Source organism: Anabaena sp. FACHB-83 (assembly GCF_014697485.1).
In the GTDB taxonomy this organism is placed as follows: domain Bacteria; phylum Cyanobacteriota; class Cyanobacteriia; order Cyanobacteriales; family Nostocaceae; genus Nostoc_B.
Window position 1 is genome coordinate 127,861 of sequence record NZ_JACJRY010000007.1, and the last position, 14,538, is coordinate 142,398.

General features: G+C 41.3%; 17 protein-coding genes. 7 read left to right on the forward strand and 10 right to left on the reverse strand.

Annotated features, from left to right (window positions below; genetic code table 11):
• Nucleotides 1–3 precede the first annotated feature (3 nt).
• The 5 genes from H6G79_RS11155 to H6G79_RS11175 all read right to left on the reverse strand — a co-directional run bounded on the left by H6G79_RS11155 (nt 4) and on the right by H6G79_RS11175 (nt 3,704).
• Entirely contained in the window at nt 4–918 is a 915-nt protein-coding gene (locus tag H6G79_RS11155; RefSeq protein WP_190588709.1) for a PIN domain-containing protein, read from the reverse strand.
• 10 nt (nt 919–928) lie between these two features.
• Nucleotides 929–1,189: a hypothetical protein gene (locus H6G79_RS36675; RefSeq protein ID WP_242048273.1), complete on the reverse strand. Its 261-nt coding sequence runs from the start codon at nt 1,187–1,189 to the stop codon at nt 929–931.
• A complete protein-coding gene (locus tag H6G79_RS11165; RefSeq protein WP_190588710.1) occupies nt 1,179–1,760 on the reverse strand; it encodes a hypothetical protein in 582 nt (193 codons plus the stop codon). The genes H6G79_RS36675 and H6G79_RS11165 overlap by 11 nt, the downstream gene beginning before the upstream one ends.
• Before the next feature lie 325 nt (nt 1,761–2,085).
• Nucleotides 2,086–2,412: a DUF433 domain-containing protein gene (locus tag H6G79_RS11170; protein ID WP_190588711.1), complete on the reverse strand. Its 327-nt coding sequence runs from the start codon at nt 2,410–2,412 to the stop codon at nt 2,086–2,088.
• 296 nt (nt 2,413–2,708) lie between these two features.
• Nucleotides 2,709–3,704, reverse strand: a complete 996-nt coding sequence (locus H6G79_RS11175) for a hypothetical protein (protein ID WP_190588712.1) — start codon at nt 3,702–3,704, stop codon at nt 2,709–2,711.
• 106 nt (nt 3,705–3,810) lie between these two features.
• Between H6G79_RS11175 and H6G79_RS11180 the strand changes: the two genes are divergently transcribed.
• The 3 genes from H6G79_RS11180 to H6G79_RS11190 all read left to right on the forward strand — a co-directional run bounded on the left by H6G79_RS11180 (nt 3,811) and on the right by H6G79_RS11190 (nt 5,924).
• On the forward strand, nt 3,811–5,001 hold the full coding sequence (locus H6G79_RS11180; protein WP_190588713.1) for a DUF58 domain-containing protein: 1,191 nt from the start codon (nt 3,811–3,813) through the stop codon (nt 4,999–5,001).
• A 165-nt stretch (nt 5,002–5,166) separates the two neighbouring features.
• Entirely contained in the window at nt 5,167–5,532 is a 366-nt protein-coding gene (locus tag H6G79_RS11185) for a ferredoxin thioredoxin reductase catalytic beta subunit (protein WP_190588714.1), read from the forward strand.
• Nucleotides 5,529–5,924: a DUF309 domain-containing protein gene (locus H6G79_RS11190; protein ID WP_190588715.1), complete on the forward strand. Its 396-nt coding sequence runs from the start codon at nt 5,529–5,531 to the stop codon at nt 5,922–5,924. The genes H6G79_RS11185 and H6G79_RS11190 overlap by 4 nt, the downstream gene beginning before the upstream one ends.
• Nucleotides 5,925–6,062: 138 nt before the next feature.
• Here the strand turns inward: H6G79_RS11190 and H6G79_RS11195 are convergent, their stop codons facing one another.
• The 3 genes from H6G79_RS11195 to H6G79_RS11205 form a co-directional block, all read right to left on the reverse strand.
• Nucleotides 6,063–7,424 carry an NAD(P)/FAD-dependent oxidoreductase gene (locus H6G79_RS11195; RefSeq protein WP_190588716.1) on the reverse strand — a complete coding sequence of 454 codons (1,362 nt, stop codon included), beginning with the start codon at nt 7,422–7,424 and terminating at the stop codon, nt 6,063–6,065.
• A gap of 323 nt (nt 7,425–7,747) precedes the next feature.
• The gene (locus H6G79_RS11200) at nt 7,748–9,244 is read right to left on the reverse strand and encodes an aldehyde dehydrogenase family protein (RefSeq protein WP_190588904.1); all 1,497 of its coding nucleotides are present in this window, start codon (nt 9,242–9,244) and stop codon (nt 7,748–7,750) included.
• Between the two features lie 107 nt (nt 9,245–9,351).
• Nucleotides 9,352–10,053, reverse strand: a complete 702-nt coding sequence (locus H6G79_RS11205) for a cyclase family protein (RefSeq protein WP_190588717.1) — start codon at nt 10,051–10,053, stop codon at nt 9,352–9,354.
• Between the two features lie 193 nt (nt 10,054–10,246).
• On the opposite strand from H6G79_RS11205, the gene H6G79_RS11210 reads away from it, so the two are divergent.
• Both H6G79_RS11210 and H6G79_RS11215 read left to right on the forward strand, forming a co-directional pair.
• Nucleotides 10,247–10,537, forward strand: coding sequence for a nucleotidyltransferase family protein (locus tag H6G79_RS11210; RefSeq protein WP_190588718.1), 291 nt, complete (start codon nt 10,247–10,249; stop codon nt 10,535–10,537).
• The gene (locus tag H6G79_RS11215) at nt 10,534–10,875 is read left to right on the forward strand and encodes a DUF86 domain-containing protein (RefSeq protein ID WP_190588719.1); all 342 of its coding nucleotides are present in this window, start codon (nt 10,534–10,536) and stop codon (nt 10,873–10,875) included. Before H6G79_RS11210 ends, H6G79_RS11215 begins: the two co-directional genes overlap by 4 nt.
• A gap of 117 nt (nt 10,876–10,992) precedes the next feature.
• On the opposite strand, the gene H6G79_RS11220 is transcribed toward H6G79_RS11215, so the two are convergent.
• On the reverse strand, nt 10,993–11,772 hold the full coding sequence (locus tag H6G79_RS11220; RefSeq protein ID WP_190588720.1) for a COP23 domain-containing protein: 780 nt from the start codon (nt 11,770–11,772) through the stop codon (nt 10,993–10,995).
• Between the two features lie 70 nt (nt 11,773–11,842).
• Nucleotides 11,843–13,450, reverse strand: coding sequence for a M48 family metallopeptidase (locus H6G79_RS11225; protein WP_190588721.1), 1,608 nt, complete (start codon nt 13,448–13,450; stop codon nt 11,843–11,845).
• A 360-nt stretch (nt 13,451–13,810) separates the two neighbouring features.
• Between H6G79_RS11225 and H6G79_RS11230 the strand changes: the two genes are divergently transcribed.
• On the forward strand, nt 13,811–14,242 hold the full coding sequence (locus tag H6G79_RS11230; protein WP_190588906.1) for a Fur family transcriptional regulator: 432 nt from the start codon (nt 13,811–13,813) through the stop codon (nt 14,240–14,242).
• Nucleotides 14,243–14,299: 57 nt separating this feature from the next.
• Complete coding sequence (locus H6G79_RS11235; RefSeq protein ID WP_190588722.1) at nt 14,300–14,536, forward strand: Arc family DNA-binding protein; 237 nt, start codon at nt 14,300–14,302, stop codon at nt 14,534–14,536.
• Nucleotides 14,537–14,538 lie beyond the last annotated feature (2 nt).

A 14,538-nucleotide genomic window follows, 5' to 3' on the forward strand; every position in this document is an offset into this window, starting at 1 on the left:
GATTTAATTAATAACAGTTATCAATTTTTCAAAATAGCTGTTTAATTCATAGATTAAACTAATGCAATCAACATGATCAATATCCGTTGATTCATTAGTTATCTTTAAGATATTGTCTTGCATTCTGTAAATCAAAAAAATCACAGATTCGTGGTTTAAATTTAGAGATTGTGAAGTTTCTTTTCTATCCAAACAATCAAGTCTAAGCTTATCAAAAACGCTAGTGTCATAAGATAGTATGACATACATAATGTATTTTAAAATATTTGCCATATCTCTTTGGATAGTTTCTATATAGCTCTTGATGTGTGCTTGATCATTTGAATCAATTAGTTTTTGCTCTATTAACAAGTCTTTGGCGCAATTAGCTATTATCTGATGAACATTCTTCAGGATAAAATCAACAAAATATAAACGCTTTTCTTCTTCCTTAACATAACGCGTTATGTAATGGGTAGGATTGTCAAATAAGCAATAAGAGTCTAAGAACTGTTTTACTGGTACTAAAGAAAAAATATTTTCTGAAATATATTTAAAATCTAAATTATAGAATATTTGTAAATTACCTTTTTTTCTACTTAGAATATAATCGAGATTTAAAACACTTGCACAGGCTAACTGTATTGCAAATTCAAAATCTTCTATTTTATAACTGCTGGCTTTTGCTAAAATTTGATCATCAATAGGGCAAATATTCATGATTGCTCGAATCTCTGATAAAGCTTGCCAGGCGATCTCAATATCTCCTTTTTCTCTACCAATATCAAATATTTTGTTGAGAGTTGTTAGGGTTACATAACCTTCTATCTGCCCAGACTCGATTAACTCCCAGAGTTTTACAGAATATTCTACATACGGCTCTCGGTCTAGCAGAACATCTAGTAGAATATCAAAATCTACTAAAACACGTCTAATCACGTATGTTTACCTAAACTTGATTATTAGTTTTAGAAATTTCAGCATCAGTCGAAGAATGCTGATTGTGTCCTACTTGCTTCAGTTTAAATAGTCCACGCACTCGTTTCAGCCTTGGTAGTTCTTCTGATGATTCTTCGTCAGCTGCTTCAACTTCAGGAAGTAAATTTGCTACTCCAAATAATTGTCCTAAAGAAGATGTTTTTAGAAAAGCTTGTCTTTGAGCGTGTGTCATCATCTCTTTTGATCCTGCTCTAATTTCATCACTGCTCATACTGTATTGCTCCTCCCCATTGGCTTTCATGTCGCTGGCAGAATGCTTCTGCTGCTGTTCGTGAGAATCTGAAGCCATATAAATCTTCTCCAGGAGTGCTACGTGCGAAACCAAGATATTCCATCTGCACCTTATCTCTGTAGTATGACACAGCTGTATCTAGAGCTTCTAGAATAACGAGTGGATCATCTGATTGTGCTTGACAAAACTTTAAAGCAACCTGTGTTGCATACCAGATTAACCATTTGCCAATCGGTTCCATAAACCGCCCAGCAATCTCTCCTCGACTTGTAGGGTGCGCTTCTATGTGTTCTATCTCTAAAAATCTGGGAGGAACAGAATTGGGATAAAGATATGGATAAAGACCATAATGCACTAATCCCCAAACCTCATCCTGATAAACAATTTTGACTATATTTTGACACTCGAAGTTAGTATTTTTCCAGAAATTCACCCAGTTACAAGACCAATTATTTGGTATGTCATCTATACTGGCTGGGGAAAGAAAAGCATTATCCTGAGCCAGTGCATTTATTTGGACTTTTACTTGATAGCATCCAATGTGAGTCAATTAACTTTGATAATTTTTAGTACAGTTACAGATCCATAAATTATACAGTTAATTAGCTATTACTCTATAGTATCTTTTGAATATAACAAACAGTTTTTTTAATTAATAGGACTTATGCAAGAACTCTCTCAAACTCTTATAAATTCGTGTCCTTTGCGCCCTTTGTGGTTCGTTTTTTCATACTTTTGCGTAAGTCCTGATAAATCTAACATTTAGGAATTAACTTCAAAGTTTTGATGATGTTGGGTTCCGTTCCTCCACCCAACCTACGCCTAATAACGACAACCGGAAACGGAAACTGCTCATCTGCGTAAAATCTTGCCATTTACGCTACCTGATTACGCTCAATTACCAATTCAATTTCATCAGAATGAGCTTTTGCATATACCCAAGCATTAGCTAAATCTGTAGCTGAAATGCTGGGATAGCTTGTCAAAAGGTCAGCATCACTATATCCAAGACGGCGAGCTTCCACAAGTACCCAAACTGGAATACGAGTGTTGGCAATTCGCGCCTCGCCACCACAGACTCCAGGGGTTTTCTCTATTCCTTGCCAACTGCTACCAAGACTTTGGGCAAGTAACTGTATTGCCTGCAATTTTTCACTAGGGCTAAGAGCAAGAAGTTGGTTTTCTAATTCTCTAAGTGTCACGAATTTAAATTTTTTGGTATTTTGTCAGACTATAATTTACGCGATGTGCGATTTATTCTTGAAACCCCTCTCCAAACCTCTCACGCCAGTCGCTACAACGGAGGGAACCTCCGCAACGCGCTGGCTCCCCGAAGCGGAGAGAGGCTTTGAATCTTGCTCCCCTTCCCTACGAGGGAAGGGGTTGGGGGTTAGGTTTGAGATAAAGTTGTACACGGCTTTATATTTACAATTCTAGATTTCATATTCAAATTTCAGCAGTCAAGTCTCTGAGAAAGGCTCTCATCATTAGGTTCCGCTTACGTTTTGGGGTCTTCCCACCAGGATGATAAAGGTTCTCGCAGTGCTTCTTGAATTACTTCTTTAATATGTGGGACATCCAATTTATCCCGCGTCGGCCCTGCAAAACGTGGGTCATACATCACAATATGAATCAAACTCAGTGCAGGTTGCCAGTTGACTTCTGCTAATGCTTGTGAAAAACCTTCAACATGGCTGCCGTCATCTGGGGTTCTGGCTCCATTTACCCATGAAAATATGCGGTTTTGCGAGAAGCGATCGCCAAAAGCTGCCGCTTCAATCAAAATATTTTTATGGTGCAAAGTTACGTGAAATGGCTCATTGTTAGCGTCTGTTTGCCGAGTCAAAAGTATATATCCCAGCATTTTTAGTCCTTGCGGTGCATAGAAACGCTCTTCATTTAATCCAATTTTCAACCCAGCAAATAAATGAGCAGTGTCAAACAAAGCCCTCTGAATTATTCCAAATCTGGGTTGCGTTTGCCTAAAAAGTTCAGGATCAGGTGTGACTTCAATTTTTGTTCCTCGACCATTACCTTGTTGAATAATCTTGGCATATCCTTGTGCAATTCCTTTATTAAAGCACTGTTCCCACAGCATTCCAGAACGCCAACTTTGTACCTTGAGTTGAATACTAGTGGCATTCATGGGTGCTAAACCAACGCCTCGGCTAACTATATGAACATGGGGAGTGTGTTCATCAAATGAGCGTGTTTGATGAATACGAGTTAGCAATTTAGTAGCAAGGCTAACACCTTCGATATCACTGGGTTCATCAAATGGCAGTCCTGGGCCATCATCGACGGCTGAGATAGTGGTTCCATCCAAAGTTACATTCACAAAGGTTGCTTTTTTTGTCAAATAAGCATCAAGCACATTGGCTACCAGTTCATAAACAAACTGTTCTGTACCTTGCACTCCTGCACTCCCAAAGTACATAGCCGGTCGGCGACGAATTGCTTGAATTTCTTCTATGTGACTGAGGTTGTTAGACATTTTTGCATTATCAAGGTGATGTTTGCTAATTATTATGATTGTTCTGCTCGTGAAATGACACCAGCGCCACTGTGAACTTCCGGTGATGTTGGGTTAAAAAAGAAACATGAAAATTATCAAACCCATCACCAACTGGTTAGAAAATCGGGCAAGTACACCTACATACGGCGGTTGGGTGCTTGCGGGAGTTGCTATTTGTTTTTTTGGTGCGGCTGTCAATACAATGGCAGGGTGGCTGTATGCTATTAGCGGTGTGAGTGTGGCGCTGTTGGTAGTAGCAGCAGTTTTACCGCCACGATCGCTTGTTGGTTTAACTATCACCCGCAATCCAATTCAGCCTGTCTCGGCTGGGGATGAATTGACTGTAGAATTAGAAATCCACAATCCCACGTCACAATCTGTAAGTTTGCTGCAAGTCGAGGATATTTTGCCTTTTGTTTTGGGTAACCCAATCAAACAGCCAATAGAAGTTATTCCGAGTAAAAATAGTTACCGTTGGGTTTATTACCACCAGACCCAGCGTCGAGGTATTTATCGTTGGCACAATGTGGAATTAGCAACTGGCGCACCTTTAGGTTTATTTTGGTGTCGTCGTCAGCGAGATTGTGAAGCGATCGCTATTGTTTACCCCACTGTATTACCTTTAACCACTTGTCCCTTAGTTGATGAAATGGGACAAGAAGAAAGCAAAAAAGGTGATTCTATCAATCGCCCATTGCAGACAGCGACATCGGGATTAGTGCGATCGCTGCGTCCTTACCGCATCGGCGACCCCACCAGACTGATTCATTGGCGGACTAGCGCCCGTTATGGTGAATTACGAGTCCGGGAGTTAGAAGTTGTCACAGGTGGACAAGAAATCATTATTGCCTTAGATAGTGGTGGTGAATGGCAAGAAGATGATTTTGAGGAAGCCGTAATTGCCGCAGCCAGCTTGTACTTTTACACACAACGGATGGGAATGCCCGTCAAACTCTGGACAGCTGGGACAAATTTGGTAAAAGGCGATGCCTGCGGCAAGTCCTCCGGCCTACGCATTGTTCTAGAAACCCTAGCTGCGGCAACATCTCAAGAAGATATCAACGCCACAGAAACACCAAACAATCCTTTAATTTGGTTAACTCAAAATTCTCTGACACTCTCTTCCTTACCCCAAGGCAGTCGTTGGATTTTGTGGCAGAATAATAATTCCTCAGATCAAGCATCAACGGTTGTCAATCGTGACTGCCCTGGTATTGTGGTGCAAAGCGAACAAGCTTTACAACCCCAACTACAAAAACCTTTACAAGCATTTTAAATGAGTATTCTATGTATTTAATATTTCAATGAATGCTAATTTATTGCGGTTTTTGTTAAATATCATCATTGAATCTGTTCAGGTTGGGGAGATATCCCCAGTAATAGCGCCTTGAGGCTGAGGTACAATGCAAAGAAATATTTAAATTATGAGCGGCCGATCCACATGATCACATCAGAAGTTAACACACATTCCAGCGATAAAAGCTTAGAAGCAATGCGGCATTTTTCCGAACAATACGCCAAGCGTACTGGAACGTACTTCTGTAGTGAACCTTCGGTTACAGCAGTGGTAATTGAAGGGTTAGCCAAACATAAAGACGATCTAGGTGCGCCTTTGTGTCCCTGTCGCCACTACGAAGACAAAGAAGCTGAAGTCAAGGCTACATATTGGAACTGTCCTTGTGTACCAATGAGAGAACGGAAAGAATGCCATTGTATGCTGTTTTTAACATCAGACAATGAATTTGCTGGTGAAAGCCAAGAAATCTCTATCGAAACTATTAAAGAAGTAAGAGATAGTATGGCATGAGCGAAACTATGCCCCAAGAGTTTTGGCAAGGTGTAGAACAGTTCAACTCTGGACAGTTTTACGCCTGTCATGACACTTTAGAGGCTTTGTGGATCGAAGCCATTGAACCCGAAAAAACTTTTTACCAGGGCATTCTCCAAATTGCTGTAGCTTTGTATCATCTCAGAAATGAGAATTTGCGCGGCGCAGCTATTTTACTCGGAGAAGGAAGCAACCGCCTGCGCCGTTATCCAGATAGTTATGGCGGTATTAATGTAGATGAGTTATTAAGCCAAAGTGCCGAATTATTGACAGTATTACAGCAAACAAGTTTAAACAAAATTCCGGCAAGTGAATTGCTGGAAAATCAAAACTTGCCGATACCTAGACTTTTACTATCTAATGATTGTTAAACAGGGAACAGCGAAAAATCATCATGGGCAAGGGTGAAAGGGTATAGGGGTGTATGTATCCAAAACCCTTACACCCCATATTCTTTCACCCTCACACCCAATCTCTACAGACAATGTTGGTGCGTAAGTCCTACCTTTTTAGACATTGAGTGCTTGTCTTGGTGGTGTGGCTTTGTAATATTTACTAGGCGCTTCATTTCCTGCTTGTGCCAAAGCTTCTTGCCCAGTAATCAATCTTGCGCCACGTTTGCGGGTGACATAGTTCCATACCCACTGAATCATGACTACTAGTTTGTTATCAAACTCAATTAAGAAGTAGATATGAATTAATAGCCAAAATAGCCAAGCAAAGAAACCTTTGAGTTTGATAAAGCCTAAATCCACGACGGCTAGATTTTGCCCAATCATGGCTAAACTACCGCGATCGCTATAGTTGAAAGCAGGTAAGGTATTACCTTTGATTTTTTCCTTAATTAATTTAGCAACATATTCTCCCTCTTGCATCGCTACTGGCGCAACACCAGGAAGAGGTTTGCCATTTTGATGGGAGAAGTTTGCTAAGTCGCCAACTACATGAATGTTGGGATAGCCTTTGATGCTTAAGTCTGGTTCAACAACCACTCGTCCGGCGCGATCGCATTCTGCACCTGTACATTCTGCTAAAACTTGCCCCATTGGTGAAGCTTTCACACCTGCTGCCCATAATACTGTTTTGGCAGCAATTTCTTTCACTTCATCACCTTGTTTGAGGGTGACAATATCGTTTTCAATGTTGGTGACTAAAGTTTTGGTTTGAACGCTAACACCCAATTGCTGTAAAGATGCTTCTGCTTGTTGCGATAATTCTGGTGCAAAGGGTGGCAAAATCCGATCTAGTCCTTCTAGAAGTAAAACTCTTGCCTCGGATGTGTCGATGTTGCGGAAATCTTCTTTGAGGGTTTGATAAGCAAGTTCAGCGATCGCACCTGCTAATTCTACCCCTGTAGGGCCACCACCTACAATCACAAAGGTTAACCAAGCCCGACGTTTTTCAGGATCAGTTTCTTTTTCTGCGGCTTCAAACGCCGAGAAAATCCGGCGACGCATTTCGATCGCATCTTCTACAGTTTTTAAACCAGGCGCAAAATCTTCCCAGTTATCTTTACCAAAATAGGAATGCTTGGCACCTGTAGCCACTATTAACGTATCGTATGGTATCGCTTGATCACCCAAAAAGACTTGCTGTGCTTGGGGATCTATATCATTCACCTCTCCCAACAACACTTTCGTATTTTTGCTTTTGTTTAATACCGATCGCAACGGAGAGGAAATATCAGCAGGTGATAGTGTACCTGTGGCAACTTGGTACAGCAATGGTTGGAACAAGTGAAAATTACGTTTGTCAATCAGCGTTACGTCTACCTTAGCCTTAGCCAGTGCCTTTGCTGCATATAGTCCACCAAAGCCACCACCAATGATCACGACTTGATGCGGTGGGTTATTCTCAAGGGAGTCTACCATAAGAAGAAATATTTCCTAGTGTTACGGGTGCTGTAACTATTCTTAACAAATATGTATCAAACTTGTCATATATGTTTCTGTTCACGCTGCACAAATGAAAAAAACATAAAGGTAAGCTAGATTACCATTCCCAGGTGATACATATTACATTCATATATTGCCCTCTTAGCTTTAGTGTTTATCGCCCTTTGTTTAGATACATTACAAAGGGCATTATTTTATGAGGATTTCTGCACAAAGATTGTTTGTGGCGACTGGGTGAAAGGGTTTGGGGTGTCGGGATTTTAGTTTATTTTCGCCCAACTCATGCAAGAGGCGATTGACTAACTTCGATTATCTATTTGGGCGCGTTGTAAACTACCAGAAAAGTCAACATACACACTCTTCCATTCTGTGAATACATCTAAAGCAGTGGTTCCGGCTTCGCGGTGTCCGTTACCTGTTTGTTTCACACCACCAAAAGGTAAATGTACTTCTGCGCCAATAGTCGGGCCATTAATATAGGTAATGCCTGCTTCAATGTCCCGCATGGCGGTAAACGCCCGGTTGATATCGCGGGTATAAATGGAAGAAGACAGACCGTAATTAGTATCATTGAGAATAGCGATCGCTTCTTCAAAGGAATTAACCTCAATTAATGCCACTACAGGGCCAAATATCTCTTCACGGGCAACGCGCATATCTGGCGTAACATTATCTAAAATAGTTGGCCAAAAGAAATTACCCTGTTGTAGTTGTCCTTCAGTGGCAATTTCCCCACCAATTAAAATTTTTGCCCCTTCTTCACGGGCAATTTTCATATATTCATTCACCCGTTGCAATTGCCTTTGATTAATTATCGGCCCAATTTCTGTATCTTGGTCATAACCAGCACCCAAGCGTAACTTACTAGTACGCTCATACAGCATTGCCGTAAACTCTTCTTTAATGTCACGGTGCAATATCAGCCGACTCGTAGCCGTACAACGTTGCCCAGTTGTCCCAAAAGCCCCCCAAACCGCACCATCTAAAGCTAGTCCTAAGTCGGCATCTTCCATCACCACTTGGGCATTTTTACCGCCCATCTCCAGACAGACACGCTTGTGAGTGCGTCCGCAAGTTGCACCCACAAAAGCACCCGTTTCCGAAGAACCAGTGAAAGAAACTAAATCAACATGGGGATGTTCAACTAAAGCTTTACCAACTTCTTCACCAACACCATGCACTAAGTTAATTACACCTGCTGGTAAACCGGCTGCGGCAAAAATTTCTACTAGTTTAGTTGCACAAGCGGGAGTATCTTCAGCAGGTTTGAGAATAACAGTATTACCGCATACCAAAGCCGGCATAGCTTTCCAGCAAGGAATAGCCACAGGGAAATTCCACGGTGTAATTAAAGCACAAACACCAATGGGCATTCGCACCGTCATCGCAAATTTATTCGGCATTTCTGAAGGTGTCGTTAACCCAAACAGCCGCCTTCCTTCACCAGCACTATAAAAAGCACAGTCAATACCTTCCTGCACATCACCTCTAGCTTCGGTTAAGGGTTTACCCATTTCCCGACTAATTAATTGGGCGAGTTCTTCTTTATGCTGGAGTAATAATTCTCCCACACGAAAAATATATTCGGCTCTGGCTGGGGCAGGAACTTGCCGCCAACTACGGTAAGCTTCACGGGCGGCGGCGACGGCTTTATCCACATCCTCAGTGTGAGAACGGGGAAAGGTGGCGACAACTTCACTTACCACAGCAGGGTTATAACTTTCCAGAACGTTTCCTGTCGTAGCATCCACCCACTGACCATTAATATAATTGCGACAAGTTAGCAAAGTCATAATTAGTATTTAAAAATTTTTTTGAGATAACTGCTATGGATTTGATTTGCTTTCTACGTTAACGTCAAGTTTAAAGAATGGGCAGAAGGCGAAAAAGTTATACACAAAAGTTAAGGCACAAAAGCCAACACACCCACAGGAGAACCAGAACCACCACGCAATCTGAGAATAGCGATCGCTAATGTAGTACCTTGAGGAGGTAGTTGATCTAAATTCGTCAAGTTCTCCAACACAATACCCTGCTGTGCCAACACTAAATGGTTAGTCGTAAAACTGTTATCTTTTCCAGGATCAACACCGTGGGTATCAATTCCTACACCAGCAATTTGCCGTTCATCCAACAAAAACTGCGTCACATCACCACTAAAGCCCGGAAAGTGCATAATTCCTGCCGCATCTTGGTTAAAGAAGGCATGGCTATCAGTCCACTTATGCTGCCAGCCAGTATACAGTATGACTAAACTACCATTGGCAATCACGCCGTATTTTGCCTCCCAAGCCAGAATATCAGCAATACTCAAAGCATAATCAGGATTATTTTCGGCAACTTCGCAGACATCTATCACTACTGCCGATAAAACCAGTGATTCCGCCGCATATTCATCAATTCCTGCACCAGCAGAATCAAAACTATTAGGCGCGTTGATATGAGTAGCACTATGTTCACCCAAAGCAAAACGCCGCAGATAGTAACCATCATTTTGAATATCAGCAACAGTGTTAAGTTCTATCGCTGGGTCGCCCGGCCATAAAGGTATATTTTCATCAATAATATGGCTTAAGTGTATAACGCGGGAATAATTAATTTGCATAAAGTACAAAGCAATATAGCGTTTCTCGGTTGAGTGCAGTACAAGTAGATAGGAGATAGAGGCTAGAGGCTAGAGGCTAGAGGCTAGATGAATGTACCTCATTGCAATGAAAAACGCCATAGCAGAAATCAGGTGATAGATAACAGAAGCTTTCACCATATATTATGAAAATAAGAAAGATTTAAGTTAGGTTATGGGTATTGATGAAATAATCACAGCTTACCGTGAAGAAATTTTACAAATTGCTGCTGAGTACGGCGCATATAATGTGCGAGTGTTTGGTTCTGTAGCTAGAGGAGAAGCTACACTAGATAGTGATGTAGATTTTCTGATAGACCTTGAACCACAGCGAACTTTACTAGATCAAATTGCTTTCATACAATCTTTGGAGCAATTACTTGGACGTAAAGTGGATGTAACCGAAGTAGAAACTTTACATGAGTTAATTAGAGATGAAGTGTTACAGGAAGCTGTAATGTTATGAAAGGCGATCGCTTGTACTTGAGTAACATCAAAGAATGTATTGAGCGCATTGAGCTTTATACCTGTAGTGGCAAAGAAGTATTTTTGCAAACCTTAATTATTCAAGATGCGGTAATTAGAAATTTTGAAATTATTGGGGAAGCAACAAAGCGATTATCTCCTGAAATAAAAGCAGCTTATCCAGATTTACCGTGGCAACAGATAGCTGGTTTTCGAGATGTACTCATTCACGATTATTTAAAGGTAAATTTAAATCGAGTTTGGGGTGTAATTGAGCAGAATTTACCAGAACTAAAATCTACAGTTGAGGAAATTTTGCAGAGATGGGAAGAGTTGTAAGTATGTGAAAATTTCCTGTATTATACCAATAACAAAAACTCTCACTCTAGCCCAAATAACACAGAGCTTGAATGAGAGTTTTCATCAGTCAAGATTTGACATTCACTGCACACAATATTACCGGAAATTACCAGGATTTAAGCGAGTCCGATTTTGAGATTGAGTCGGAGTTTGACGACGAATTGCGACACCATTGCGTAATTGTGTTCCAGTTCCACCATCTTTGCGATCGAGGAACGGTTTAAGATTAATGCCACTTCTCGATGAGCTAACTCTGCGATTATTTCCACCTAAAATTGTGCGTCCGATATTGTAAATTTCATCTGCGCCGCCTCTATTATTGCGGAAAGTATTCACAGCCGTAGTTTGTTGACCATCATCCGCAGAAATTAAGTTTTGGAAAATGCTATTGCGGACAGTATAAGGGTCTTTATCTCTGGGTACTGTCAATACAATTCGACAACTAGAGTTAGCTTCAGTAGTGACACAAACAATATTTTCGTTATTCAAAAAACCTGTTTGGAGTTCTTGCAAACCATCGGGACGATATTCTTCTAAGCGTTGAGCAATAGTAACACAACGTTTGTACGGGTCCCAACCACCACCCAATTGTGCAGGAGCAGCCCAAGGAAAGAATCTTCCTGGTTGGCTTTCGGGTTGATACATTACTATATATTGACCATTGCTGTTTTGACAGCTAAATCTGGTACCAGTCGCTACGGTACCACTAGAGGAAGTGTCTACAGGATTTGATGAACCTGATGGATAAGGATCGGAAGTGGTAGGTACAACAATACCACCACCATCATTAACTTGAGCAAAGGCGGCGGAATTACCTAAAAATAAAGATAAGCCCAAACCGCTTAAACATAATAGCTTCAAGGGTTGAAATGCCATAAATTATCCTTTAGTAGATATGAGGTTAGCTAATTGATAATTTCAGTGACGCAGAAATTTGTTTTTTGATTCATTCAGAACGCCGCTTTTTCTCTTTTCTTTCTTTTTCTTCTTTGAGGATTTGTTTAATTTTGGCTTGAATGGCTGTGTGACGTTCAACGCCTTCATAACTGTAGCGGTTGTATTTACCCCGAATAATTAAGTTTTCGAGATAATTTACCCGTTCTTTACCGCCGGGGTGAGATGATATCCAGGTAGGAGGCGCATTTTTTTGTTGTTTTTGTAGTGTCGCCATCAAGTTACGCAACCCATCAGCAGCATAGCCATTCGCCACAATTAAGCGAGTACCCAAAACATCTGCTTGACGTTCCATATCACGGCTGTAGCTGAGGGAGAAAAGTTGACCGACTGTACCGCCAAAAGGCAGATATTGGGTGACGTTAGAAATTAAGTTTCCTTGGGTAACTAGTTGAAAGCCGTGGGATAAAACTACATGAGATAATTCATGACCGATTAACCCAGCGAGTTCAGCTTCAGAATTACTTTTAGCGATCGCACCAGCATTAATAAAAACTTTACCTCCTGGTAAGGCAAAGGCGTTCAATTCTTCTTCAGGAATCACAAAAAATTCGTATTTAAATTCAGTGCGTCCTGAAACTTTCACTAGTTTCTGCCCAATTTCGTTCACATAGGCCAGCACTTCTTCATCTTTGACTAATGGTAGCTGTTGTTTTGCCTGTTTCGCTACCGATTCCCCCACCGCACCTTCGCCTTGTAGTAGCAAGATGGTAGAGTCTAAGGCAGAAAACGGCCCTAACAAACTACCTGTCACCGCATAGCCGACTGCACCTGTAATAATATTAGCGAGAGTGTTACCTCTAATTTCTTCGCGGATATGGGCTTTGTAGCGTTTGAGATTGATTTCTGCAAGTTGGGTAAATTCCTCGGCTTGCGGATCATTCGGATAAAGAATAGCAAATTGACGCGCTGCTAAGGATGCTTCCATCCATTTTTTTTCATCAGCCAGTGCGGTAACTTTAGCTTTAATTAAATCTGGCTGATCGGGATATAGTGATGATGCTTGTTCTAAAACCTCTACAGCTTCTTTGGGGCGATTATATTGCTTGAGAATCTCAGCATAGCGAATATGGCCAGGAATAAATTCGGGATACTGTTCAACTAATAGTTTTAGCGGTACTTCTGTTCTTGTTTGCAACTTAGCCGCAATTCCCGCTTCTGATTCTCGCCAGTAAACTTTACCTGCTGGGGATAGTTGCGTCGCATCAACAATGGCGGGTTTACGTTCTTGAGTTGCAGTATCTGTGTTGGCGAATGGTGTTTTGACTTCCCGATAAAGTTTTTCTGCCTCAGTAATATTTCCGGCGAGGTATAATTTATCAGCTTCGATAAATTTTTGTTGACGGGCAAGTTCTTCAGGAGTAAGTGCAGGTTCTGTGGCGGTGTCTGGTTTTTTAGGTTCAGTCGCTTCTGGTTTTGGCGTTTGGTTGGACTGTGAACTTTCGGAACTGGGTGTATCTGTTGTTTCTACGGTGGTAGTGGCAGGTTCTTGGGCTGGAACAGGTGCTAAAGGTTGCGTCAGAATAATTACAATTGATGTACTAACTGACAACAAAATCCAACTCAAGGTGAGCAGCAGAGACTTCCTGGTTCGTTTCATGCTGATTTTATGCAAAGGGGCTATTTTAATGCTATGAGTAACTGACCCCATCCGCCTAGAGCGATCGCTACTGTTTTCCGATAATCTCAGGTTATAAAGAGTGCTGAGTGGAAAGTGCTGAGTGCTGAGTTAAAAGACCGCCCACGAGCGTGGTATTTATCATAGTACTAAAGTGTTGAGTATTTTTTTCTGACTCAGCACTGAGAATGATCAAGTTTTGCTGTTTGAACTGATATGATAAAAGCATAACTATTCTGAACTAAGACTTATATATTAGTGAGAAGTACTCTCTACAATTTATCTTTCTGAAAAAGGTTATAATAGTGATCTATTTCTGTTAATATGATTCAAGTGAATGCTATGCAGCAAAAAGCTGATGAGATTGTCAAAACACTCAAGGGTAAGGGATTGCGAGTAACGCCTCAACGCTTCGCCGTCTATGCCAATCTACTAGGGCGAGAAGACCACCCCACAGTAGATCAAATTCTGACAAGCTTGAATCAAGATGCACCTACTTCTTCTCAAGCCACAGTATATGCTGCACTGCAAGCCTTACGGGAAGTCGGCTTAGTGCGAGAAGTGCTGTTAGAAGAAGGTGTCTCACGTTACGATGCCAAAGTTTTGCCACACCATCATTTTCGCTGCAACTGTTGTGGTGCAATTGAAGACATTGATTGGAATACCTTTCAGTGTATTGATTTGAATAAACTGCGTTCGGGGTTAAAAGCCGAACGCTATGAAGTGACTGTCCAAGGAACTTGCGATCGCTGTCAAACAAAGTTGGAAGTGTAAAATTTCAGTGCGATCGCAATACAATGAATAAGATATTCTATCGATATCTCAGTTCTTATGAATGGTTCAGGTGACATTGATGCTCAAGTGACATTGCCGATGGAACTATATCAGGCGATCGCACAACGAGCGCAAGCTCATGGAAATTCAGTGAGTGGAGAGATTGTCGCACTGCTGACTCCTTTGCTGGTACAAATACCCAATGAGTTAGAGGTCGAATTTGCAGCATGGGAAGCAGCAAGTGACGAGGATTGGCTGACTACAGAAGGAATGCTGGCATCTCTGGGAGAATGAGA

Excerpts from the sequence above, each read along its gene's own strand:
- H6G79_RS36675 (WP_242048273.1), bottom strand. The coding sequence starts at position 1,189 with ATGAGCAGTGATGAAATTAGAGCAGGATCAAAAGAGATGATGACACAC.
- H6G79_RS11175 (WP_190588712.1), bottom strand. The coding sequence starts at position 3,704 with ATGTCTAACAACCTCAGTCACATAGAAGAAATTCAAGCAATTCGTCGC.
- H6G79_RS11180 (WP_190588713.1), top strand. The coding sequence starts at position 3,811 with ATGAAAATTATCAAACCCATCACCAACTGGTTAGAAAATCGGGCAAGT.
- H6G79_RS11185 (WP_190588714.1), top strand. The coding sequence starts at position 5,167 with ATGATCACATCAGAAGTTAACACACATTCCAGCGATAAAAGCTTAGAA.
- H6G79_RS11190 (WP_190588715.1), top strand. The coding sequence starts at position 5,529 with ATGAGCGAAACTATGCCCCAAGAGTTTTGGCAAGGTGTAGAACAGTTC.
- H6G79_RS11195 (WP_190588716.1), bottom strand. The coding sequence starts at position 7,424 with ATGGTAGACTCCCTTGAGAATAACCCACCGCATCAAGTCGTGATCATT.
- H6G79_RS11205 (WP_190588717.1), bottom strand. The coding sequence starts at position 10,053 with ATGCAAATTAATTATTCCCGCGTTATACACTTAAGCCATATTATTGAT.
- H6G79_RS11210 (WP_190588718.1), top strand. The coding sequence starts at position 10,247 with ATGGGTATTGATGAAATAATCACAGCTTACCGTGAAGAAATTTTACAA.
- H6G79_RS11215 (WP_190588719.1), top strand. The coding sequence starts at position 10,534 with ATGAAAGGCGATCGCTTGTACTTGAGTAACATCAAAGAATGTATTGAG.
- H6G79_RS11220 (WP_190588720.1), bottom strand. The coding sequence starts at position 11,772 with ATGGCATTTCAACCCTTGAAGCTATTATGTTTAAGCGGTTTGGGCTTA.
- H6G79_RS11225 (WP_190588721.1), bottom strand. The coding sequence starts at position 13,450 with ATGAAACGAACCAGGAAGTCTCTGCTGCTCACCTTGAGTTGGATTTTG.
- H6G79_RS11230 (WP_190588906.1), top strand. The coding sequence starts at position 13,811 with ATGCAGCAAAAAGCTGATGAGATTGTCAAAACACTCAAGGGTAAGGGA.
- H6G79_RS11235 (WP_190588722.1), top strand. The coding sequence starts at position 14,300 with ATGAATGGTTCAGGTGACATTGATGCTCAAGTGACATTGCCGATGGAA.